Origin of the sequence: Arsenophonus endosymbiont of Aphis craccivora, from assembly GCF_013460135.1 — a bacterium.
Taxonomy (GTDB): domain Bacteria; phylum Pseudomonadota; class Gammaproteobacteria; order Enterobacterales; family Enterobacteriaceae; genus Arsenophonus; species Arsenophonus nilaparvatae.
Genome location: NZ_CP038155.1, coordinates 895,548 through 917,938 on the forward strand (window position 1 = coordinate 895,548; position 22,391 = coordinate 917,938).

A 22,391-nucleotide genomic window follows, 5' to 3' on the forward strand; every position below is an offset into this window, starting at 1 on the left:
TTAACGCAATGATATGTTGGATTAATGGTGAACAGCAAAATAATATTTCGGTAATGGATAGAGCTGTTCAATTTGGTGATGGCTGTTTTACAACAATTCGCGTGGTTGGACATCAACCAGCCTTATTGTCACACCACATTTATCGATTACAAAAAGGGGTTACACAACTACTTTTACCTACACCAGATTGGCAAAAATTGGCTGCTGATATAAATAAAATAGCGCTATTGAATAAAAAGGATTTAGCGGTGATTAAAGTTATCATTAGTCGTGGTGAAGGCGGGCGAGGATATAGCATAGCAGGCCTCAACAAAGCAACAGTCATTATTTCGTTAACTGATTATCCAGCTATTTATTTAAATCAACAGCAAACAGGTATTAATTTAGCATTGAGTAAAATCCCCGTAAATAGTAACTGTTATTTGGCCGGCATTAAACATTTAAATCGATTAGAACAAATATTAATAAAACAGCAAATTGAATTATTAAATGTTGATGAAGCTATTGTGACGGATACTAATGGCATATTGATTGGATGTTGCGCAGCAAATATGTTTTTACGGAAAGGAAAACAAATTTACACGCCCAATTTAAATCACGCTGGTGTTGAAGGTGTAATGCGCAAACAGGTTATTGCGAGTTTATCTGATACTGATTATGAACTTTTCTATATCAGCGACTATCCTAATATATTGGCACAGAGCGATGAGGTAATCATTACTAATGCTTTAATGCCCATATTATCGGTTAAGCGTATTATAACGCAGCCTAAGCAACCCGTATGGAACTATTATTCTCGTGAATTATTCGATTTTCTTATGCCATATTGTTTGAGGTTAACTTAATTTTGTGATTAATATTAGATTAACGTTTATAGTGTAATATTAGGAAATGAATGGTAAATGAAGTATGCAAGAAGAATATTGTGGTTGATTATTTTTTTATTAATATTGAGTGGCTGTATTCTTTATACATTTTACCGTCAGATACAAAATTACGCTGATACAGCGATTAATATTCATGAAACAACTATTTTTACTTTGCCAGCAGGTACAGGGCGAGCCGGATTAGCATCATTGTTAGCAGAGCAGAAAATAATAAATTCGGCGAATAATTTTCAATGGTTACTAAGATTAGAACCACAATTCGCACAATTTAAAGCGGGAACCTATCGATTAAATCCTGGCATTTCTTTGCGAGCAATGTTAGCAATGTTTTATGCTGGTAAAGAAGCGCAATTTAGCTTGCTGTTTATTGAAGGCTCTCGTTTTGAAGACTGGAAAAAAGCATTACATCAAGCGCCTTATTTAAAGCAGACTATTGAAAATCAGTCTGCTGATAAACTAGCGCAGCAATTAGGGTTACCGCCAGGTCAATCACTAGAGGGATGGTTTTATCCAGCTACTTACTATTATACCGCAGAAATGAATGATATTGACATATTGAAGCGTGCGCATCACAGAATGTTAACGGCTGTTGAATATGAATGGCAGGGACGAGCGTCAAATTTGCCGTATAAAACGCCATATCAAATGTTAATTATGGCTTCAATTATTGAAAAAGAAACCGGCATTGATATAGAGAGAACTAAAGTGGCATCGGTATTTATTAATCGTTTAAAGAAAAAAATGCGGTTGCAAACGGATCCTACTGTTATATATGGTTTAGGCGATAAATATCGGGGGGTGCTTTATCGTAGTGACTTAGATAAGCCAAGTCCTTATAACACTTATTTGATTGTTGGGTTGCCTTCTTCGCCAATTGCTATGCCAGGTATAGCTTCAATTAAAGCAGCGGCTCATCCTGATGAAACCGATTATTTTTATTTTGTAGCCACAGGTAATGGTGGGCATACTGTTACTATCAATATTAATGATCATAATCAGGCCGTTAAACATTATCGTCAGACAAAAGATAAAAATGAATGAAAAGTCGTTATATAGTTATTGAAGGTCTCGAAGGTGCAGGAAAAACTACCGCGATAAAAACAGTTGTAGAAACTCTCGCTAAGATAGGAATTACTGAGATTGATTTTACCCGTGAGCCGGGAGGAACGCCGCTAGCAGAAAAATTGCGACAATTAATTAAACATGGTATTGCCGAAGAAAAAGTCACTGATAAAGCGGAGTTACTAATGCTTTATGCCGCGCGTATTCAATTAATTGAAAATGTTATCAAGCCTGCTCTTGCAAAGGGAATGTGGGTGATTGGGGATCGCCATGATCTCTCATCACAAGCATATCAAGGTGGAGGACGTGGGCTTTCTGCCGAATTGATGCAAGTATTGCGCAATACGATATTGGATGATTTTCGACCTGATCTAACACTATATCTTGATATAGAACCCACTCTTGGCTTGCAGCGAGCGCGGGATCGTGGTGAACTAGATCGGATAGAAAAAGAGTCATTGGACTTTTTTGAACGAACCCGTCAGCGCTATCTTGAATTAGCTGCGGAAGATGACACAATTATCACAATTGATGCTAACAAATCACTAGAAGAGGTGCAAAAAACCATTCGCCAGACATTGTCGAATTGGTTGGTAGCGCAAGGCAAGTAGAATGAACTGGTATCCATGGTTAAATCATGCCTATAGACAGATAATTGCTTTCCATCAGAACAAGCAAGGACATCATGCATTGCTATTACATGCTAATGCTGGAATGGGAAGTGATTCACTCATTTATGCTATTAGCCGCTGGCTGATGTGCCAACAACCAGTGGGTATGAAAAGCTGTGGTAGCTGTCATAGCTGTCATAGCTGTCATAGCTGTCAACTGATGTTAGCAGGGACACATCCTGACTGGCATAAAATTACCGCTGAAAAAGGTAAAAATACGATAGGTATTGAAAGTATTCGTTGTTTAACTGACTTTTTAGTTAGCCATGCACAGCAAGGTGGTGCGAAAGTTATTTGGTTTCCTGCGGTGGAAGCACTAACAGAAGCGGCTAGCAACGCATTATTGAAAACTTTAGAAGAGCCGACAGACAAAACCTATTTTTTTTTAGAGTGTCGAGATCCAGCTTCATTGCTAGCCACGTTACGTAGTCGATGTTTTTATTATTACCTTTCAGTACCTGAGTGTAAAACCGCGATCTCATGGTTACAAAAACAAAAAATATCGTTAGCGCAAGTTGATATTGAAACGGCAATAAAACTGAATGCAGGTGCGCCTCTTGCCGCTTTGACACTGTTACAACCGGATAATTGGTTGAAAAGAAAGCAATTTTGCCAATCATTAATTCAGCATTTATCAACAAAGACACTTTTAAACTGGTTACCTGAATTGGATCAGCCAAACGCTTCCTGTCGGATCAGCTGGCTGATAAGCCTATTGTTGGATGCAGTAAAATATCAACAGCAAGCAGGTAATTATTGTGTCAATCAAGATCAGTCACCATTAATTACTAAATTGGCTGGCATCAACTCTGTAGACATCTTATTGAAGAGCGCTACTGAATGGCAAAATTGTCGCCATCAATTAATGTCAGTGATGGGGTTGAATCAGGAACTACGATTGACATCTCAGTTAATCAACTGGCAAAACACAATTCATCACCATAATTAAAAGAGTTTATTATGTTTTTAGTGGATTCACACTGTCATCTCGATTGTTTAGATTATAAGAATAAACATAAAGATATCGATGATGTTATCGTAAAAGCAGCGGCTAATGAGGTAAAATATATTTTAGCTGTTGCAACAACCCTACCAGGCTTTATTAACATGAAAAAACAGATTGGTCAGCGTGACAATGTGGCCTTTTCTTTTGGCATACATCCGCTTGATCTCAATCAAGGTAATGATTTTGATGAGCTGGCACGTTTAGCGTCAGGCGATGAAGTTGTTGCGTTAGGTGAAACCGGTTTGGATTATCACTACCAAAGTGAAAATGCTAAATTGCAACAAACATCTTTCCGTCAACATATTCGTATAGGTTGTCAATTAAAAAAACCTGTTATTGTCCATACACGAGCAGCCCAGCAAGACACATTAGCGATATTGAAAGAAGAACAGGTGGATAATTGCGGTGGGGTTTTACACTGTTTCACGGAAGATGAGCAGATGGCTAAAGCATTATTAGATTTAGGGCTTTATATCTCATTTTCCGGTATAGTGACATTTCGTAATGCCGCACAGATCCGCCAGGCTGCGCGTATGGTGCCTTTAGATCGTATTTTAATTGAAACTGATGCTCCTTACCTAGCGCCTGTTCCCCATCGCGGCCAAGAAAATCAACCCGCTTATGTAAGAGATGTAGCACAGTTTTTAGCCCAATTGAAAGGTATAGATATTGAAGAAATTGCGCGAGCTACAACACAAAATTTTTGTGATCTTTTTCATTTAACCATTAAACGTGATTAAGACACTTGCATCTTCATAAAAATTTAAAGGATGACATTATGGCAGCAGAAACGATTTTTAGTAAAATTATTCGCCGCGAAATCCCCGCTGATATTGTTTATCAAGATGATTTAGTGACGGCGTTTAGGGATATTGAACCACAGGCTCCGGTCCATATTTTAATTATTCCTAATATTTTGATCGCCACTATCAATGATGTAAAACCTGAGCATGAACAAACGTTAGGCCACATGATTACGGTTGCGGCAAAGATTGCTAAGCAGGAAAACATTGCTGATGATGGTTACCGTTTAATTATGAATTGTAACCAACATTCCGGCCAGGAAGTTTTCCATATTCATATGCATTTAGTGGGAGGTCATCCTTTAGGGCCGTTATTAACAAAAAAGATAGATAGATAAATTTTGTACCGTTATTTTGTTGATTTTTTATTAGAAAGACAAAAGTAATTTTTTGGTTAATATTTAATTATAAAGCAATTTAAATTGGTATTTTGGCGCAGGCTTTGTTATTCAGTTTACCTTGCAATTAAAGGTACACAGGAGAAGAGTAAATGAGACGTATTTTTCAACTTATAGTTGTGACATTCATATTAGTTGGTTGTTCATCGATAACGAGTAAAAAACCAGCACCTGTTATTACAATCGAACCGACTGAGCCTACCGAACAACCAACAACACCAACGTCTCCAGATACTGTACCGCAGCTACCAAAGGTAAAAACAGTAGATTGGTCAACAGCCGTGATTCCTTTAGCCCATCAATTGGTACAAGCTCAAGGGGTTGAGTCAGGCAAGGTGTTATTAATTGATTCAATAAAAAATAATACCAATATGTCAATTCAATCAATGCAAGCAACCGATGCGATTATTGAGGCGGTTAATAACCAAAATGTATTCAAATTAGTTCCACAAGATGTGGTGGCAAATGCACGTAAAGCACTGGGCTTATATCAGGAAGACAGTTTAGTTACGCGGAGTAAGGCTATCGGCCTAGCGCGTTATGTGCAAGCTGACTATGTGCTTTATTCGGTCATTTCGGGCAATCAGCAGCAAAGTGAAATTGAAATGCAGCTAATGGCAGCACAAACGGGTGAGATCCTCTGGTCGGGATCAAATCGCATTGAATAAAAAGAAAACACTTATTAACTTGTTATTACAAAAATATCCAGCAATAACTAGTGATAAGTGGCGAATTAAGGCGTTATCAGGAGCGAGCGGTGGAAGTTTTTACGCTGAAGCAACTGTCAATATTAAATTGATTGCGCGTTTTGCCGGAAAAGATCAGCGTTTATTAGGTATTAACCGGCAAAAAGAGCGTAAAATATTACACCAGCTTACTCAATTTGTTGCTGCTCCGAAGGTACTGGAAGATGATAATGACTGGTTACTATTAGAATGGATGGAAGGTAAGGCAGTTATTGATACCGCATATTCTTTACTGGAATTATATCAACCATTAAGTCGGATACTCGCATCATTACATTCATCTCCATTATCTGGTTATTCACTGCATCTAAAACAACATTTAGCCAGTTACTGGTATCAAATTGATCGGCGCAGACTATCAGCTAATTGGTTAAAGTTGCATCATTTTTTTCAACATGCCTGCCAACCTAAAACCAGTAAAAAAGTACTTGCCCATCTTGATATTCATAGTGGAAACGTTTTATTAACTGATAACGGAACTTTGAGACTTTTGGATTGGGAGTATGCCGCTGATTGTGATTTGGCATTTGCGCTGGCAACGTTATTCGCGACAAATAGTTGGGAAGAAAATGTACAAAGTCAGTTTTTGCAACACTATTGTCAGCAATTGCATGCTTATAATGATTTTTATAAATTAAACCAGCAAGTGCTGTTATGGCAGCCTTGGGTTAATTATATGAGAATGATGTGGTATGAGGTCCGATGAATGCAGACAAAAGATCCACAATACATAGCGCTGGCTTAGCCTATTAGAATATGGTTTGGTTTGATCTGATAATAAATAGTAATTCAAAAAATGTATGAAGAGGATAATTTATGGGGCTAATTTAATCGAGTACCAAACATCGATAAAGCCATTATTTCGGTCCACTGTCATAATGATTTAGGTATGGCGGTAGCAAATTCTATTACTGCAATTCAAGCCGGTGCTCGACAAGTAGAAGGAACGATTAATGGTTTAGGAGAACGCGCTGGCAACTGGGCCTTAGAAGAAATTATTATGCCAATTAAAGTGCGCCAAAAAATGTTGGCCGTCACAACAAATATTAATCATCAAGAAATTTACCGTACCAGCCAATTAGTCAGCAAGTTATGTAATGCCCCTCTCACTGCTAATAAAGCGATCGTTGGCAGTAATGCTTTCTCACATTATTCAGGTATCCATCAAGATGGTGTACTAAAGAATCGAGAAACTTATGAAATTATGACACCAGCATCCATTGGCTTAAGGGAAACGCAATTAAATCTGACTTCTCGTTCTGGCCGAGCGGCGGTAAGGCACCGAATGACAGAGATGGGATATCAAGATACAAATTACAATTTAGAACGTTTGTATGAAGCATTTTTGCACTTAGCTGATAAAAAAGGCCAGATCTTCGACTATGACCTGGAAGCTTTAGCTTTTATAAATCAACAACAAGAGCCTGAATTTTTCCGTTTAGCCTATTTCAGTATCCAATCTGGCTCAAATCTACTAGCCACAGCCACGATAAAAATAATATGTGGCGATAAGGAAAAATCTAATGCAGCAACAGGCAATGGTTCGGTGGATGCGATTTATCAGGCCATTAATAAAATAGCAAAATATCCAATTAAACTGATTTCCTACCAGTTATCCGCTAAAGGTCATGGCAATGAAGCTTTAGGTCAAGTTGATATCGTTGCAGAATGCTTTGGCCGACGTTTTCATAGTATCGGCCTGGAAACCGATATTGTCGAATCGTCGGCTATGGCAATGATCAATGTGTTAAATAACATTTGGCGCGCAGAATTAGTGAAAAAACAAAAAAATCACAGCAATACAGAGGTAGTGCAATAATATGGCTAGTAATTATAATATTGCTGTCTTACCAGGGGATGGTATTGGCCCTGAAGTTATGGCACAAGCCTTAAAGGTATTAGCTGCTATTGGCCAACAGTTTAATTTGACCATCGTAACACATAAATATTATGTCGGCGGAATTGCTATTGATCGCCATGGTCAGCTGCAACACTTTCAGGTTGCCAACAAGCGGATGCGATACTCTTTGGTTCAGTTGGTGGCACGCAATGGGAACACCTGCCGCCTGCTAGTCAGCCTGAGCGTGGCGCATTATTACCCTTACGTAAACATTTTCAGTTATTTAGTAACCTACGACCCGCTAGTCTATATCCTAGTTTAAATAACTTCTGTCCATTACGGGCGGATATTGCCGCAAAAGGTTTTGATATTCTTTGTGTGCGTGAATTAACCGGTGGGATCTATTTTGGTCATCCTAAAAGACGTGTTGGGTCTGGTATTGATGAAAAAGCCTTTGATACCGAGATTTATCATCGTTTTGAAATAGAACGCATTGCGCATATCGCTTTTCAGGCAGCACGTAAACGAAGCTATAAATTAACATCAATAGACAAAGCTAATGTATTGCAAAGTTCGATTTTATGGCGAGAAGTTGTCAATGATATTGCCAAAATTTATCCCAATGTCGAAATCAATCATATGTATATCGATAATGCCACTATGCAGCTCATCAAAGATCCTGCTCAATTTGATGTTCTGCTCTGCTCTAATATTTTTGGCGATATTATTTCCGATGAATGTGCAATGATTACCGGTTCAATGGGGCTGTTACCTTCCGACAGTTTAAATCAACAAAATTTTGGCTTATACGAACCAGTTGGCGGCTCAGCACCGGATATCGCTGGTAAAAATATTGCTAATCCAATTGCGCAAATCTTATCTGTAGCGCTATTGATGCGTTATAGCCTGCACCAACCACATATTGCTGATGCGATAGAAAATGCCGTCAATAAAACCTTATTGCAAGGTTATCGAACTCAGGACTTGGCATTAGATAAGCAATTTGTCAGTACCGATGAAATGGGCAGTATTATTGCCAGTCATATTATGCAAGAGGTTTAGATTATGGCGAGAACTTTATATCAAAAATTGTACGATGCACACATTGTCCATGAAACGGAAAATGAAACACCATTAATTTATATCGATAGCCATTTACTGCATGAAGTCACTTCGCCTCAAGCATTTGATGGATTGAGAGCACATAACCGCTCGGTCAGACAACCCAATAAAACTTTTGCTACCATGGATCACAATGTCTCTACTCAGACTAAAGACATTAATGCTAGTGCTGAGATGGCTCGCATTCAAATGCAAACCTTGATAAAAAATTGTCAACAATTTGCTATTACTCTTTACGATTTAAAACACCCTTTCCAAGGTATTGTCCACGTTATTGGGCCAGAACAAGGCATAACTTTACCTGGCATGACTATCGTATGCGGTGATTCCCACACAGCAACTCATGGTGCATTTGGCGCATTAGCTTTTGGTATTGGCACATCCGAAGTTAAGCATGTCTTGGCCAAGCAAACCTTAAAACAAGCTCGAGCTAAAATCATGAAAATTGAGGTCATTGGTAAACTAGCTAATGGCATCACAGCAAAAGATATGGTACTGGCGATGATTGGCAAAATCGGTAGTGCCGGTGGCACCGGTTATGTTATTGAATTTTGCGGCGAAGCAATTGAAAACTTAACTATGGAAGGCCGAATGACTGTCTGCAATATGGCAATTGAAATGGGTGCTAAGGCGGGTATTATTGCGCCTGATGAAACCACTGTTAATGATATTAAAGGCCGACAATTTGCACCAAGCACAGAACAGTGGCAACAAGCCGTTAGTTATTGGAAAACGCTGAAGACTGATCCCGGTGCTCATTATGATGCGATCAAAACTATCTATGCTGATGAAAGCGCCCCTCAGGTTACCTGGGGAACTAACCCTAGGCAAGTAATTGCGATCGATAGCCCCATACCGTCATCAGATCAATTGCGCGATCCCACTGAATATGCTTCTACAGAGAAAGCATTAAATTATATGGACTTACAAGCTGGGAGCAAATTGACCGACATTAAGATTGATAAGGTATTTATCGGTTCTTGCACTAATTAGCGTATTGAAGATTTGCGTTCTGCTGCAGCTATCGCGCAAGGCAAAAAAGTGGCCCCTAATGTACAAGCAATTGTTGTTCCTGGTTCAGAGCCAGTAAAAGCACAAGCTGAGCACGAAGGTTTAGACAAAATATTTATCGATGCGGGTTTTGAATGGCGTTTACCTGGTTGCTCTATGTGCTTAGCAATGAATAACGATCGCCTTGCTCCTGGCGAACGTTGTGCCTCCACCAGCAACCGTAATTTTGAAGGACGGCAAGGCCGTGGCGGTCTAACTCATTTAGTCAGCCCAGCAATGGCAGCCACGGCGGCTATTTACGGCCATTTTGTCGATGTACGTAAGATCGATAATAATCAAATAAAACAGGAATTGGCAAAATGAAAAAGTTTATCCAACACACCGGCTTAGTGGCTGCTTTAGATGTTGCCAATATTGATACTGATGTGATTATTCCAAAACAATTTTTACAAAAAGTCACTTGAATCGGTTTTGGTCAACACCTTTTCCACGATTGGCGTTTCCTGGACGATAACGGGCAACAACCTAATCCGGATTTTGTCCTTAATAAACCACGTTACCAAAGTGCCACTATTTTATTAGTCCGTGAAAATTTCGGTTGTGGATCATCGCTCGAACATGCGCCGTGGGCATTAACAGATTAGGGCTTTTGCGCCGTTATTGCGCCAAGTTTTGCCGATATTTTCTATAACAATGCCTTTAACAACCAATTATTACCAATTAAATTAAATGAAGAAGAAATTAACCAGTTATTTAACTATGTTGAACAATATGAGGGTTGTCAATTCACCATTGATTTGACGACCCAAACAGTCATTGCTTGGGATAAAACTTATTTTTTAGCATTGATAATTTTCATCGTTATTGCTTGATAAATGGGTTAGCTAATATTGGATTGACTTTACAATGGCTTTGTTGAATAAATCGAACTTTTAGGTGATTGGCGGAGCTGATCGCTAAATTCGTTTCAACATCAGGTCCCCATGTCAAAGCAAAAGTTTAAAATTACCAACTGGCCCGCGTACAACAAGGCACTCAGACAACGCGGTTCCCTGACGGTCTGGCTTGATGAGTCGGCCATCGCTGGATGGACTGACAGTTCTTCGCCTGAAGGTCGTGGCCGGCCGCTTTACTACAGCGATATGGCTGTTACCACTGTCCTGATGATGAAGCGTGTGTTTAACCTGTCGCTCCGGGCATTACAGGGCTTCGTTGATTCGATTTTTAAACTCATGTCTTTGCCGCTGTGCTGTCCGGACTACTCGCTGGTCAGCAGACGAGCAAAGAGCGTCAACATCAGCATAAAAACGCCAACGCGTGGTGAAATCTCGCATCTGGTCATCGACAGTACCGGTCTGAAGGTCTTTGGCGAAGGTGAAAGGAAAGTCAGGCAGCATGGGGCTGACAGACGAAGAGTGTGGCGCAAGCTTCATCTGGCAGCAGACAGTGTGACTCATGAGATTATCTGTGCCGACTTATCGCTCAGCGGAACGACAGATGCGCAGGCACTGCCGGGCCTTATTAACCAAACCCACCGGAAAATCAGGGAAGTGTCAGCAGACGGTGCTTATGACGCCTGTTACTGCCACGATGCGTTGCTAAGAAAGAAAATCAGGCCCCTTATCCCGCCGCGAAGCGGAGCGAAATACTGGCCGGATAAGTACCATGAACGTAACCATGCGGTGGCGAATCAGCGTCTGAGCAGGAGTAATGATATGTGGAAAAAGAAAGTGGGTTATCACCGGCGTTCAGTGGCAGAAACAGCGATGTTCCGCATAAAAACTTTGCTGGGTGGCCATCTGAGGCTGCGTGACTATGAGGCTCAGGTAGGTGAAGCAATGGCGATGGTCAAAGCGCTGAACCGTATGACGTTGTTGGGTATGCCACACAGCGTCAGGATCGGATAACAGCTGTAGCAGAGGGAGCCATCCTGGCGGCTAATTCTGATTTATTCAACAAAGCCCTTTACAATATGAAAAGTTCATTACCAGTTATGAAGAGCAGCAACCACTATTTTTGCGATAAAAGTTCAAATAACAGGCACTGCCTCACTATGTAGGCAAAGCCTGATGATTTTTCTTTTTATTTAAATTAATTAAAATGTTAGAAAAGGTGATGACATTCTATTTAATTAGATGCCTAAATCTTATATTGCGTTTTATTTACTGAAAAATAATTTAATTTATCTATTAATAATGAAAATTATCCACATGTAGGGCTATATTTATTAATTTATTCACCTTTTCTGTGGATATCCATGTGAAAAAAGCTAGAGTAAACAGGGTATAATTTCATAAGTTTTTCAATCGATAGATTTCGAAATAAAAAATTAATAGTTTTTTTTCATAGAGATAAATCGATTTAATCGATTAAACATAGCTCAAAGCAGAACAGATAGCTAACCATCAAAACAGGATGAACAAAGATCCAGCAATATCCATTTTATCCACAGGATACGCTGTTTTGTTAAACAAGCTAACAGCTCTTTTTAACATAAACCATCCTGTCAAGACTGTAAATTAAACCAGTAAAGGCTTTTTATTAGAGTTATCCAGTAAAATTGTGGATAACTATAGCTGAGATCCTGTTTATTACCGATTCGATTAAATTCATAACAGAAAAAAAATATATCGACCATGGATAAAATGATTTGATTATCAATGGATTGTTCTTATTTACTCGATCTATGTTAAAATTTTCACTGTGTGTACAAATTTAACTGGCTATTTTTTATACAGGCGTGATTTATGCAATTTTCTCCCCTGCCCACTTATGATGAACAAAGTTTACTGAGTAAAGCCAAAAGCCTAGCGGGTTATACCATGGCTGAACTGGCTTATCAGGCAGGTATCGCAGTCCCCCACGACCTTAGATTTGCTAAAGGTTGGGTAGGTCAGTTATTAGAATATTGTTTAGGCGCAAATGCTGGTAGCAAAGCAGAACAAGATTTTGCTCATCTTGGTATTGAACTTAAAACCATCCCTATTAACCGCTATGGTGAGCCATTAGAAACAACCTTCGTTTGTGTGGCAGCTTTAACCGGTAATAGTGGAGTAACCTGGCTTTCAAGTCATGTACGTCATAAGCTATCACGGGTTTTATGGATACCCATTGAAGGTGAGCGCCAAATCCCATTAGCTAAACGAAGAGTTGCTTCACCCTTATTGTGGAGTCCCAATCCCATTGAAGAGCAGCTGCTTAAAACAGATTGGGAAGAATTAATGGATATGATCGTATTAGGTCAGGTTGAAAACATCACCGCACGCCATGGCCAGGTACTACAAATCCGCCCTAAAGCTGCAAATAATAAGGCTTTGACAGAAGGGATAGGTAGATACGGCCAGCCAATAATGACGCTACCGCGTGGATTTTATCTGAAGAAAAATTTTACTGCTCCAATACTGGCCCGCCATTTTGATTTACCAACGCATAAATAACAACTTAACTCAGCTATCTGCCGAGTGTGGTCTTTATAATGACAATTTACGAAAAAAATGTTCAATTCGTTGATGGGACTTTTCAAAAGACGCGCGACGAATATTGTGCATTTCTTGCCAACGTACATTGAGTGGTACATGGTAACCTTCATTTTTGGCGGCTTGAATAAATTCATCCAGTGCCTCTACTGAATCCAGTACCGTTATTTTGGCATATTTTCCAATCACTTTAGGCAAAAATAGCGTTACCGGAAAATTGTCAGCCAACTCCGATGACTCATTATAAACATATGCACCATGATGAATCAGCTTATGCTGTTTATCACGACCTAGCGCACAGTGAATATCATCAGCTAACCACTCAGCACGAGAATTTGTTGTTCCTTGTATGGGATCATTACGTTTATATGATGTAATGTTATCAAACGCACCAAAATCACGGAAATGAGTAGAGACTAGTAATAAATCATAATCAGGGACAAAAAATTCTTGTATTTCCGGTTCACTTAACACATAAATCGGTTTCCCGGCTATTTCTATTCGATAGTGGTTATGATTATTAGATTGAGGAATAGCTTCAAATTGATATTCCTGCCCAGTTGGGGAGCGTGCTAATAAAATCATGCGATCGCCACGTGAGCGAAATGACTCAAGACAACCTAACTCGATCAGTTCGTTGATCCTATCGCTAGTTATAGTCAAAGGCACACCAATTGCTTCACCATTTTGTATATTTTTACTGATCAAAGCATTGTATTTTTGCACCTGTTCTGACTGTCCAACAAGCTGACTAAAATTTTGATCAACACAAATAAATCCGGCTTGTGGACCCCAATCGGCAGTTTTCCCTTTAATCATAAGCGGCTTAGTGGGATAACCGGCTTCAATTAAAGAGGTCGCATATGGACTAATGGGTCGAATACCATAAATGAGATTTTTTTGAATCGCATAGTTAGAAAGGGTTTTTAAATGCGTTGCTGGAATACCACTTTTTGGTTGGTTTTTCTGACAACTAGTGGAAGGAACAGGTTGTTCCGCCATTTGTCTAGGATAGGCAGCATTTAATATTAAATTATTAGATATACGATGCATTTATACTTTGTTCCTGCCATTTAAAAAGTGATATTTTACCTATTTTATTGCATAAAAAAACAGTCACATAACTTACTTTAATAAGTAAAAAATAAATTCAGATTGATTGCATGTCTTAACTAATATTCATTCAATTTGATAGATAATTAGTTGACTTTAGCGCAAATAAAAATGTGCCATTTATGGCACATTTTTGTTGCAAAATTATATAGATTAGTTAACGCTTTTTGCTAGCCTGAATATAAAGCATATCCAGTGCGATGGTAGCCGCCGCTAAGGCAGTAATTTGTGAATGATCATAAGCCGGAGCAACTTCCACAATATCCATGCCAACAATATTCAATGGTTGTAAAGCTCGCAACAACTTTAAGGCAAGATCACTGGTTAACCCTCCGACAACCGGCGTTCCTGTACCTGGCGCAAAGGCAGGATCCAAACAATCAATGTCAAAGTTCAAATAAACCGGTAATTCACCCACTGTCGATTTTATCTGAGCAATAATATCTTCCAGCGGTGCGTCATTCACATAAGCTGCATCCAACACTGTACAGCCATTGTGCTTATCATATTCGGTCCGAATACCAATCTGAATTGAGTGTGTGGCATCAATTAATCCTTCATTTGGCGCATGGTAAAACATGGTACCATGATCAACTTGACTGCCATTACTATAAGTATCGGTATGAGCGTCAAAATAAACCAACGCCATGGGGCCAAAATGCTTTGCGTGTGCACGCAGTAAAGGTAACGTGACAAAGTGATCACCACCAAAGGTTAAACATCTTTTGCCGGATACCAATAACTTTTCGATATGTGCCTGCAACTTATCGCTCATATCCTGTGCATCACCAAAAGCAAATACCAGATCTCCGCAATCAACTACTTTTAACTGATCGTTGAGATCAAACTGCCATGGCCAACGTTTACCCTCCCATTCCAGGTTTGCTGATACCTGTCGAATAGCAGCCGGCCCATGACGGCTGCCCGCCCGACCTGATGTCGCCATATCAAAGGGAACACCTGTGATCACCCATTGTGCATCACTATCATAAGGTGAAAAATGGAGTGGAAAACGCATGAAACCAAAGGCATTAGAAACCAAAGAGTTATCTTCTTGATTATTTAATGTATTATTGATCATATAATTTATCTCAAACTGTTTATTAGTGAATAACTTTCACTATTAAGACTACTGCGCTTCTGCCTGGCATCCTCCCTGTCTTAAAGGACGAGATTGACGATGCACCGGTTAAGATTTATTCCCTTATCGCTCAATAACCTTGGCTAACTTATATTGACTCACCTTCTAAATAGGTATAACCATATAATCCTGTTTCAAATTCAGCCAGAAACTGCTCCTTTAAACTTTTCGTCAAATCTTTACTATTGACTTGATCACGAAAAAGCGTCAATAACATGTTAGGATCAAGCTTGACGTAATGGAGCATATCCGCCACCGAATCTCCCTATTCACTTTGTAAATACCTGACTTCACCTGAATTATCAATATAGACGTCAATCGCTGCTGTATCGCCAAACAAATTATGCATATTGCCTAATATTTCTTGATAAGCACCGACCATAAAAAAGTCTATCATCGGCGGCTCTTCCAGATCATAATTAGGCATCGGCATAGTAGCAGCGATAACATCACCATCGATATAGTGATCAATAATAACATCCGAATCACAGGTAATATCTAATAAAACCGCCCGCCGTTCTAATGGCGCATTTCATCCTTGAATCGGTAATACTGGAAAAAGTTGGTCAATCCCCCAGGCATCAGGCATCAGGCATCAGGCATAGATTGAAATAACGAAAAGTTAACATATAACTTATCAGCCATCCGCTCTTGTAACTCATCGATAATCGGACGAGGAGCTCGATTACTGGGATCTAAATCCTGCTGAATACACGACGACAAATATTAAGATAAAGCTCTTCAGCCCAAGCACGATCTGTCAAATTTAACATGCCATGGGCATATTGGGTATGCACATCATATAACGAAAGTTGACTATCATGCAGCCATTCACGTAATGAACGGCTATTTCCCTGTTGCATTTCATTCCATGTCTCCCACAGGGAAATCAGCAATAATTCGGTATCTTTCGGTGGTGGCGTGATCTTAGTAAATTCATTACGTTCAACACCAATTATATTGGAAACTAATACGGTATGATGTGCGGTTAACGCTCGACCAGATTCAGTGATCACCGTTGGATGCTCTAACCCATGTTCATCACAAGCTTCACCTATCGCCCAGATAACATTATTGGCGTATTCGTTTAAACCATAGTTGACAGAACAATCTGATTGCGACCTAGTCCCCTCATAATCAACCCCAAGACCACCACCAACCTCAAAACATTCAATTTTGACACCTAATTTATGTAACTCAACATAAAAACGAGCCGCCTCTCTAGCGCCTGTGGCAATATCGCGAATATTAGACATCTGAGAACCTAAATGGAAATGTAATAATTGCAAACTTTCCAGGCGCCCTTCACTTCTTAATGTATCAATCAACTGCAAAACCTGAGCCGCGGCCAACCCAAATTTTGATTTCTCACCACCACTCGCTTGCCATTTACCCGAACCTTGTGACGCCAAACGTGCTCGTACTCCCAACCGAGGAATAACATCTAACCTTTTAGCTTCATCCAAAACTAGGGCAAATTCAGTCATTTTTTCAATCACTAAGTAAACTTTATGGCCAAGCTTTTAGCCGATCAACTCTAAACGAATATATTCCCGATCTTTATAGCCATTACAAACAATCACTGATTTCGTCATACCTGCATGCGCTAATACAGCGATTAATTCTGCTTTGGAGCCGGCTTCTAAACCTCAAGGTTCTCCTGATCTCACTAAAGTTTCAATCACTCGCCACTGCTGATTTACCTTAATTGGGTAGACAAGAAAGTAATCACCTTGATAGCCATAATCACGACGCGCCCGTTCAAATGCAGCATTAATTGACCGCAATCGATGTGGTAAAATTTGCGGAAAACAAAACAGGGCCGGCAAACGCAGATGTTGCTGTTCCTCCTGTACTTTTTCAACTAAAGCGGCTAAATCAATTTTCGCGTCTGGTTGGGCAAGATTAGGACACATAGTAATATTACCTTGTTCATTAACCTGGTAATAGCCGCCTCCCCAATATGCAATATTATAAGTTTGTTGCATTTTACGCGCGATATTGTTATTCATACTTATCTCCTGAAATGGAGTATGAGCTTCACTTTTTCCTCAACATATACTATCTAATGAGATAATATTCTGTGCAAATTTTAAAATTTCCAGGAAACAGCAATAACTCTTATTTTATTAAAAAAGGATTCATGACAACTCAGCAATCATTCTGTTATTTAATAGTTGCAAAACAACTTATCAATGAATGATTTTAGTCTGTCTCGAGTACGACCTATAATTTCGACTAGAAGCCATAATATAGAGAAAGGAAATAGAAGCGGCTACACAGACATTAAGCTGTGATGATTGGTAATTTGCTATTTGCTGATAATGGAACATTACCCATTCACCTCAAAACATGGTTATAACATTCAGCCTCAGAACGGCTTTGTTGAATAAATCGAACTTTTAGGTGATTGGCGGAGCTGATCGCTAAATTCGTTTCAACATCAGGTCCCCATGGCAAAGCAAAAGTTTAAAATTACCAACTGGCCCGCGTACAACAAGGCACTCAGACAACGCGGTTCCCTGACGGTCTGGCTTGATGAGTCGGCCATCGCTGAATGGACTGACAGTTCTTCGCCTGAAGGTCGTGGCCGGCCGCTTTACTACAGCGATATGGCTGTTACCACTGTCCTGATGATGAAGCGTGTGTTTAACCTGTCGCTCCGGGCATTACAGGGCTTCGTTGATTCGATTTTTAAACTCATGTCTTTGCCGCTGTGCTGTCCGGACTACTAGCTGGTCAGCAGACGAGCAAAGAGCGTCAACATCAGCATAAAAACGCCAACGCGTGGTGAAATCTCGCATCTGGTCATCGACAGTACCGGTCTGAAGGTCTTTGGCGAAGGTGAATGGAAAGTCAGGCAGCATGGGGCTGACAGACGAAGAGTGTGGCGCAAGCTTCATCTGGCAGCAGACAGTGTGACTCATGAGATTATCTGTGCCGACTTATCGCTCAGCGGAACGACAGATGCGCAGGCACTGCCGGGCCTGATTAACCAAACCCACCGGAAAATCACGGAAGTGTCAGCAGACGGTGCTTATGACGCCTGTTACTGCCACGACGCGTTGCTAAGAAAGAAAATCAGGCCCCTTATCCCGCCTCGAAGCGGAGCGAAATACTGGCCGGACAAGCACCATGAACGTAACCATGCGGTGGCGAATCAGCGTCTGAGCAGGAGTAATGATATGTGGAAAAAGAAAGTGGGTTATCACCGGCGTTCAGTGGCAGAAACAGCGATGTTCCGCATAAAAACTTTGCTGGGTGGCCATCTGAGGCTGCGTGACTATGAGGCTCAGGTAGGTGAAGCAATGGCGATGGTCAAAGCGCTGAACCGTATGACGTTGTTGGGTATGCCACACAGCGTCAGGATCGGATAACAGCTGTAGCAGAGGGAGCCATCCTGGCGGCTAATTCTGATTTATTCAACAAAGCCCCTCAGAACGTAACCATTTTAAATTGAGAAGTAGTATCAATACCGATACTACCGCATAACGCCTGATGAGAAAAAAGGTTCATCAGTTATCGCGCTGTTTATACCTTTATTATAAGAAAAATCCAAAATCAAATTGAATAAAACATCAACATATTTATCTATATCTAGCAAATCAGATTTTTGCCATCAACAAAGATAAAAAACAGCTAGCAATAGCGCAAAATTAACATTATAATAGACGTCTGGATGGTAATACATCTAATTCAGTTTCTCCGAATTTTTAAGGTAATAAAACATCTATGACCACACATCTTTTCACTTCTGAATCAGTATCAGAAGGTCATCCTGATAAAATTGCAGATCAAATTTCAGACGCAGTTCTTGATGCAATTATTGAACAGGATCCAAAAGCACGCGTTGCATGTGAAACCTATGTAAAAACAGGTATGGTAATGGTTGGCGGTGAAATTACGACCAGCGCCTGGGTAGATATTGAAGAAATTACGCGGCGCACGATACGCGAAATTGGCTATACCAGCTCCAATATGGGTTTTGATGCCAATTCCTGTGCTGTTATCAGTGCAATTGGCAAACAATCTCCTGATATTAATCAAGGAGTCGATCGTGCAAATCCTTTAGAACAAGGCGCAGGCGATCAAGGGATCATGTTTGGGTACGCTAATAACGAAACCGATGTTCTTATGCCAGCGCCAATTACTTATGCTCACCGCTTAGTCGAACGCCAAGCAGAAGTGCGAAAAAATGGTACTTTGCCCTGGTTACGTCCAGATGCTAAAAGCCAAATCACTTTCAAATATGAAAATAATAAAATAGTGGGCATTGATACTATTGTCTTATCTACTCAGCATGCTGAAGAAATTAGCAAAGACACCTTATCAGAAGCGGTAATGGAAGAAATTATTAAGCCCGTATTACCGACAGAATGGTTACAGAAAAATACTAACTATTTTATTAATCCAACAGGTCGTTTTGTTATAGGCGGTCCAATGGGTGATTGTGGTTTAACTGGCCGTAAAATTATTGTCGATACTTACGGTGGCATGGCTCGCCATGGTGGCGGGGCTTTTTCTGGCAAAGATCCGTCTAAAGTCGATCGTTCTGCTGCCTATGTAGCGCGCTACGTAGCAAAGAATATTGTTGCCGCGGGACTTGCTGATCGCTGTGAAATTCAAATTTCTTATGCGATTGGTATCGCTGAACCGACATCCATCATGATCGAAACTTTCGGTACTGAAAAAATAGCCAATGAAACGCTGGTTCATTTAGTGCATAAAATCTTTGACTTACGTCCTTATGGTCTAGTCAAAATGCTCAATTTATTACAGCCTATTTACCGTCAAACTGCAGCGTATGGACATTTTGGCCGTCCTCAATTCCCATGGGAAAAAACGGATAAAGTTGCTGAACTTCGCGCAGCCGTCGGTTTTAATTAACTAATCGTCGATTTTATCTTGTTAAAACAGCAAAGGGACAGTTAGATAACTTTCCCTTTTGTTATTTTAGAACTATGCAAAAATAGCAATTAGTTATTAAAATTTTTTAACGATTATTTAAAAAATACCATAATAAATTAATTACTTTTGTTCTAAGCTCACGCTTAGCCCATTTAACCATATTAATAGTATGAAATCACATCGAGTACCTATCGCTTTACAACAGATTGTCATGCGAGTATTGCGCAACAAACTGGCTACAGCGAGTACCAAATTAGGAAAAACCTTTACAGAACCGTTGATTAATTACCGACAACGAGGAACCATCGCTGGTAGTGCTCACCTGGAGGCGTGGGAAATACGTCTTAACCCCATTTTTCTGATTGAAAATGGTGAAATTTTTATCAATCAAGTTATTCCACATGAGTTAGCCCATTTATTGGTATATCACTGTTTTGGTAAAACAGCCCCTCATGGTAAAGAATGGAAATGGATGATGGCAATAATCCTTGATGCTCCACCACAGAGAACACATCAGTTTGCATTAACCTCAATTCATAAGCAGACTTTTCATTACCATTGCAAGTGCGACCTATCTCATCAATTAACCCTACGGCGGCACAACAAAATCCAACTCGGGAAAGGGGAGTATATTTGCAAAAAATGTGGTCAATATCTTGTTTGGCAAAATCAATAGGAGAGCGAATCACTCTCCTTTGTTGATCAAGCTAAATCAGTCATAAGCATCTTAGCAATTTCAAAGTAAATAATTAATCCTGTGCCATCAATAAAAGTTGCAGTAAAGGGAGCAGAAACAATCGCAGGATCAATATTAAATCGTTTCAGTACCATTGGAATAATCGAAGAAACAATCGCACTCCACACAGTAATTGCCATCATAGTCAAACCGCCAACCAGGGTAACTTGATAGCCTACGTTCAAGATCCAGGCACGAAATATGCCAACACAACCTATCGTTAGTGCCACTAAAAATGATATAGATATCTCTTTTTTAAGCACAGCACCTAAATTACGTAAACTGACTTCCCCTAATGCCATTGCTCGCACTAAAGTAGCAGTTATCTGAGTACCACTATTACCGCCGGTGACAATTAATAAAGGAATAAAGAAAGCTAATGAAATGGCAGATTCCAACTGATCAGAAAAAGCTTTCAATACTGAACCTGTATAAGCTTCAGCCACAAATAGCATCAATAACCAAACAACACGTTTACGCCATAATGTTATTGGGCTGGTTGACATATAAGGCACTTCTAAAGGTAGCGTGGCGCCTTGTAGATGTGCATCGTGGGTATTCTCATCCTCAATTAATTCAGCGATGTCTTGAGCACGTAATACCCCTTTTAGTTTAGAAAACTCCACAACCGGAATAGAATCAACATCACAATGATTGAGAAGAGCAAACACTTCTTCTCGTGATTGATCTGGTGAAACAGAAAAAAAATCACATTGCATAATATCTGATACAAATAATTCATCTGATGAGGTTAATAATGTTTTCATTAATAACACACCATTCAGATATTTATTTTTATCAATTACATAAAGATAAGTCGGGATTTAATCGCCGGTAATTATATTAGCCAGATTATTTTTAATAGCGGCAACAGAATCATTCATAGAAACTGCAATATAAGATTGGCTCATATATGCACTAACTTTCACTTCATCAAATTTATTATGATGTTACTCATTGAAATTTTCTGTAGGACTATTGGCCGGACACACCACATTGGGAGCCGTTTTTTGTAGGGATGTTAACTTCATTTTCGAAACCCTATCACTGTTATAAACTGCAAACAGTTCTCAATATAATGGCAAAACTAGATGCGAGAATATTAAGATATCTCAACGTATCAGTTTTAGCACTATACAACGTATCCTGAAAATAGCATGAAGTTACATGGGGATACACCTTGACTCGATATATCCTGTCCTGATTTTGGGCGTCTCTCGACGTCGTCAGATCAGCAACCTATGTTTGTATAGGAGCCTCGCCTAACGAGATACTGCACCGCGCTTAATATTAAAAAATAATATTAACTCGGGCGGATTATAATGAAGATAAATAGCTTTTCCAATTATAGCATTACATATAGTTTAGCTTTTGTTTAAGTTGATAAATAATAAAATCAATCGGCAGAGTTAATAAACAAAAATAATATTTAAAATCGTAAGTTATTTAAGGCTTTGTTGAATAAATCAGA

Annotated in this window: 15 protein-coding genes, 7 pseudogenes and 1 riboswitch; of the genes and pseudogenes, 17 read left to right on the forward strand and 5 right to left on the reverse strand. The window is 39.6% G+C overall.

The window, feature by feature from the left end:
* Positions 1–8 precede the first annotated feature (8 nt).
* The 12 genes and pseudogenes from pabC (at position 9) to leuD (ending at position 10,465) form a co-directional block, all read left to right on the forward strand.
* Positions 9–845 carry an aminodeoxychorismate lyase gene (gene pabC / locus E3U36_RS04795; RefSeq protein WP_180817280.1) on the forward strand — a complete coding sequence of 279 codons (837 nt, stop codon included), beginning with the start codon at positions 9–11 and terminating at the stop codon, positions 843–845.
* Between the two features lie 57 nt (positions 846–902).
* Positions 903–1,928, forward strand: coding sequence for an endolytic transglycosylase MltG (mltG, locus tag E3U36_RS04800; protein ID WP_180817281.1), 1,026 nt, complete (start codon positions 903–905; stop codon positions 1,926–1,928).
* Positions 1,925–2,560 carry a dTMP kinase gene (gene tmk, locus E3U36_RS04805; RefSeq protein WP_180817282.1) on the forward strand — a complete coding sequence of 212 codons (636 nt, stop codon included), beginning with the start codon at positions 1,925–1,927 and terminating at the stop codon, positions 2,558–2,560. The genes mltG and tmk overlap by 4 nt, the downstream gene beginning before the upstream one ends.
* A gap of 1 nt (position 2,561) precedes the next feature.
* Positions 2,562–3,569, forward strand: coding sequence for a DNA polymerase III delta subunit-related protein (locus E3U36_RS04810; RefSeq protein WP_180817283.1), 1,008 nt, complete (start codon positions 2,562–2,564; stop codon positions 3,567–3,569).
* 11 nt (positions 3,570–3,580) lie between these two features.
* Positions 3,581–4,366: a metal-dependent hydrolase gene (locus tag E3U36_RS04815; protein WP_180817284.1), complete on the forward strand. Its 786-nt coding sequence runs from the start codon at positions 3,581–3,583 to the stop codon at positions 4,364–4,366.
* 38 nt (positions 4,367–4,404) lie between these two features.
* Positions 4,405–4,767 carry a purine nucleoside phosphoramidase gene (hinT, locus tag E3U36_RS04820; protein WP_032114612.1) on the forward strand — a complete coding sequence of 121 codons (363 nt, stop codon included), beginning with the start codon at positions 4,405–4,407 and terminating at the stop codon, positions 4,765–4,767.
* Between the two features lie 152 nt (positions 4,768–4,919).
* Positions 4,920–5,495, forward strand: a complete 576-nt coding sequence (gene lpoB / locus E3U36_RS04825) for a penicillin-binding protein activator LpoB (protein WP_180817285.1) — start codon at positions 4,920–4,922, stop codon at positions 5,493–5,495.
* Positions 5,488–6,279, forward strand: a complete 792-nt coding sequence (locus E3U36_RS04830; RefSeq protein WP_180817286.1) for a phosphotransferase — start codon at positions 5,488–5,490, stop codon at positions 6,277–6,279. Before lpoB ends, E3U36_RS04830 begins: the two co-directional genes overlap by 8 nt.
* A 120-nt stretch (positions 6,280–6,399) precedes the next feature.
* A pseudogene (locus tag E3U36_RS04835) lies at positions 6,400–7,392 on the forward strand (2-isopropylmalate synthase); the annotation flags it as partial.
* A 1-nt stretch (position 7,393) separates the two neighbouring features.
* Positions 7,394–8,475, forward strand: a pseudogene (gene leuB / locus E3U36_RS04840) (3-isopropylmalate dehydrogenase).
* 3 nt (positions 8,476–8,478) lie between these two features.
* Positions 8,479–9,909 (forward strand): annotated as a pseudogene (gene leuC / locus E3U36_RS04845) (3-isopropylmalate dehydratase large subunit).
* Positions 9,906–10,465, forward strand: a pseudogene (leuD, locus tag E3U36_RS04850) (3-isopropylmalate dehydratase small subunit). Before leuC ends, leuD begins: the two co-directional pseudogenes overlap by 4 nt.
* Here the strand turns inward: leuD and E3U36_RS12935 are convergent.
* Positions 10,408–10,536: a hypothetical protein gene (locus E3U36_RS12935; protein ID WP_255479091.1), complete on the reverse strand. Its 129-nt coding sequence runs from the start codon at positions 10,534–10,536 to the stop codon at positions 10,408–10,410. The pseudogene leuD and the gene E3U36_RS12935 overlap by 58 nt on opposite strands.
* Between E3U36_RS12935 and E3U36_RS04855 the strand changes: the two genes are divergently transcribed.
* Both E3U36_RS04855 and mutH read left to right on the forward strand, forming a co-directional pair.
* A complete protein-coding gene (locus tag E3U36_RS04855) occupies positions 10,530–11,453 on the forward strand; it encodes an IS5 family transposase (protein ID WP_180817287.1) in 924 nt (307 codons plus the stop codon). The genes E3U36_RS12935 and E3U36_RS04855 overlap by 7 nt on opposite strands.
* Positions 11,454–12,293: 840 nt before the next feature.
* Positions 12,294–12,983, forward strand: a complete 690-nt coding sequence (gene mutH, locus E3U36_RS04860; RefSeq protein WP_180817288.1) for a DNA mismatch repair endonuclease MutH — start codon at positions 12,294–12,296, stop codon at positions 12,981–12,983.
* Positions 12,984–13,016: 33 nt separating this feature from the next.
* Here the strand turns inward: mutH and E3U36_RS04865 are convergent, their stop codons facing one another.
* The 3 genes and pseudogenes from E3U36_RS04865 to speA all read right to left on the reverse strand — a co-directional run bounded on the left by E3U36_RS04865 (position 13,017) and on the right by speA (position 17,288).
* A complete protein-coding gene (locus E3U36_RS04865; RefSeq protein ID WP_238337520.1) occupies positions 13,017–14,075 on the reverse strand; it encodes an anthrax toxin-like adenylyl cyclase domain-containing protein in 1,059 nt (352 codons plus the stop codon).
* Positions 14,076–14,292: 217 nt separating this feature from the next.
* Positions 14,293–15,216, reverse strand: coding sequence for an agmatinase (gene speB, locus E3U36_RS04870; protein ID WP_180817290.1), 924 nt, complete (start codon positions 15,214–15,216; stop codon positions 14,293–14,295).
* 148 nt (positions 15,217–15,364) lie between these two features.
* Positions 15,365–17,288: pseudogene (gene speA, locus E3U36_RS04875) on the reverse strand (biosynthetic arginine decarboxylase).
* A gap of 441 nt (positions 17,289–17,729) precedes the next feature.
* Between speA and E3U36_RS04880 the strand changes: the two are divergent.
* From E3U36_RS04880 to E3U36_RS04890, 3 genes and pseudogenes are all read left to right on the forward strand, one after another.
* Positions 17,730–18,653: pseudogene (locus E3U36_RS04880) on the forward strand (IS5 family transposase).
* A gap of 355 nt (positions 18,654–19,008) precedes the next feature.
* Positions 19,009–20,163, forward strand: coding sequence for a methionine adenosyltransferase (gene metK / locus E3U36_RS04885; RefSeq protein ID WP_180817291.1), 1,155 nt, complete (start codon positions 19,009–19,011; stop codon positions 20,161–20,163).
* A 190-nt stretch (positions 20,164–20,353) separates the two neighbouring features.
* A complete protein-coding gene (locus E3U36_RS04890; protein WP_180817292.1) occupies positions 20,354–20,860 on the forward strand; it encodes a SprT family zinc-dependent metalloprotease in 507 nt (168 codons plus the stop codon).
* A 26-nt stretch (positions 20,861–20,886) separates the two neighbouring features.
* Here the strand turns inward: E3U36_RS04890 and E3U36_RS04895 are convergent.
* Positions 20,887–21,849: pseudogene (locus E3U36_RS04895) on the reverse strand (magnesium transporter).
* Between the two features lie 175 nt (positions 21,850–22,024).
* Positions 22,025–22,197: riboswitch (M-box (ykoK) riboswitch) on the reverse strand.
* Positions 22,198–22,391: the final 194 nt, after the last annotated feature.

Coding starts and splice junctions, on each gene's coding strand:
- E3U36_RS04890 (WP_180817292.1), top strand. CDS start 20,354: ATGAAATCACATCGAGTACCTATCGCTTTACAACAGATTGTCATGCGA.
- lpoB (WP_180817285.1), top strand. CDS start 4,920: ATGAGACGTATTTTTCAACTTATAGTTGTGACATTCATATTAGTTGGT.
- E3U36_RS04815 (WP_180817284.1), top strand. CDS start 3,581: ATGTTTTTAGTGGATTCACACTGTCATCTCGATTGTTTAGATTATAAG.
- hinT (WP_032114612.1), top strand. CDS start 4,405: ATGGCAGCAGAAACGATTTTTAGTAAAATTATTCGCCGCGAAATCCCC.
- mltG (WP_180817281.1), top strand. CDS start 903: ATGAAGTATGCAAGAAGAATATTGTGGTTGATTATTTTTTTATTAATA.
- E3U36_RS04865 (WP_238337520.1), bottom strand. CDS start 14,075: ATGCATCGTATATCTAATAATTTAATATTAAATGCTGCCTATCCTAGA.
- metK (WP_180817291.1), top strand. CDS start 19,009: ATGACCACACATCTTTTCACTTCTGAATCAGTATCAGAAGGTCATCCT.
- tmk (WP_180817282.1), top strand. CDS start 1,925: ATGAAAAGTCGTTATATAGTTATTGAAGGTCTCGAAGGTGCAGGAAAA.
- E3U36_RS04810 (WP_180817283.1), top strand. CDS start 2,562: ATGAACTGGTATCCATGGTTAAATCATGCCTATAGACAGATAATTGCT.
- pabC (WP_180817280.1), top strand. CDS start 9: ATGATATGTTGGATTAATGGTGAACAGCAAAATAATATTTCGGTAATG.
- mutH (WP_180817288.1), top strand. CDS start 12,294: ATGCAATTTTCTCCCCTGCCCACTTATGATGAACAAAGTTTACTGAGT.
- E3U36_RS04855 (WP_180817287.1), top strand. CDS start 10,530: ATGTCAAAGCAAAAGTTTAAAATTACCAACTGGCCCGCGTACAACAAG.
- speB (WP_180817290.1), bottom strand. CDS start 15,216: ATGATCAATAATACATTAAATAATCAAGAAGATAACTCTTTGGTTTCT.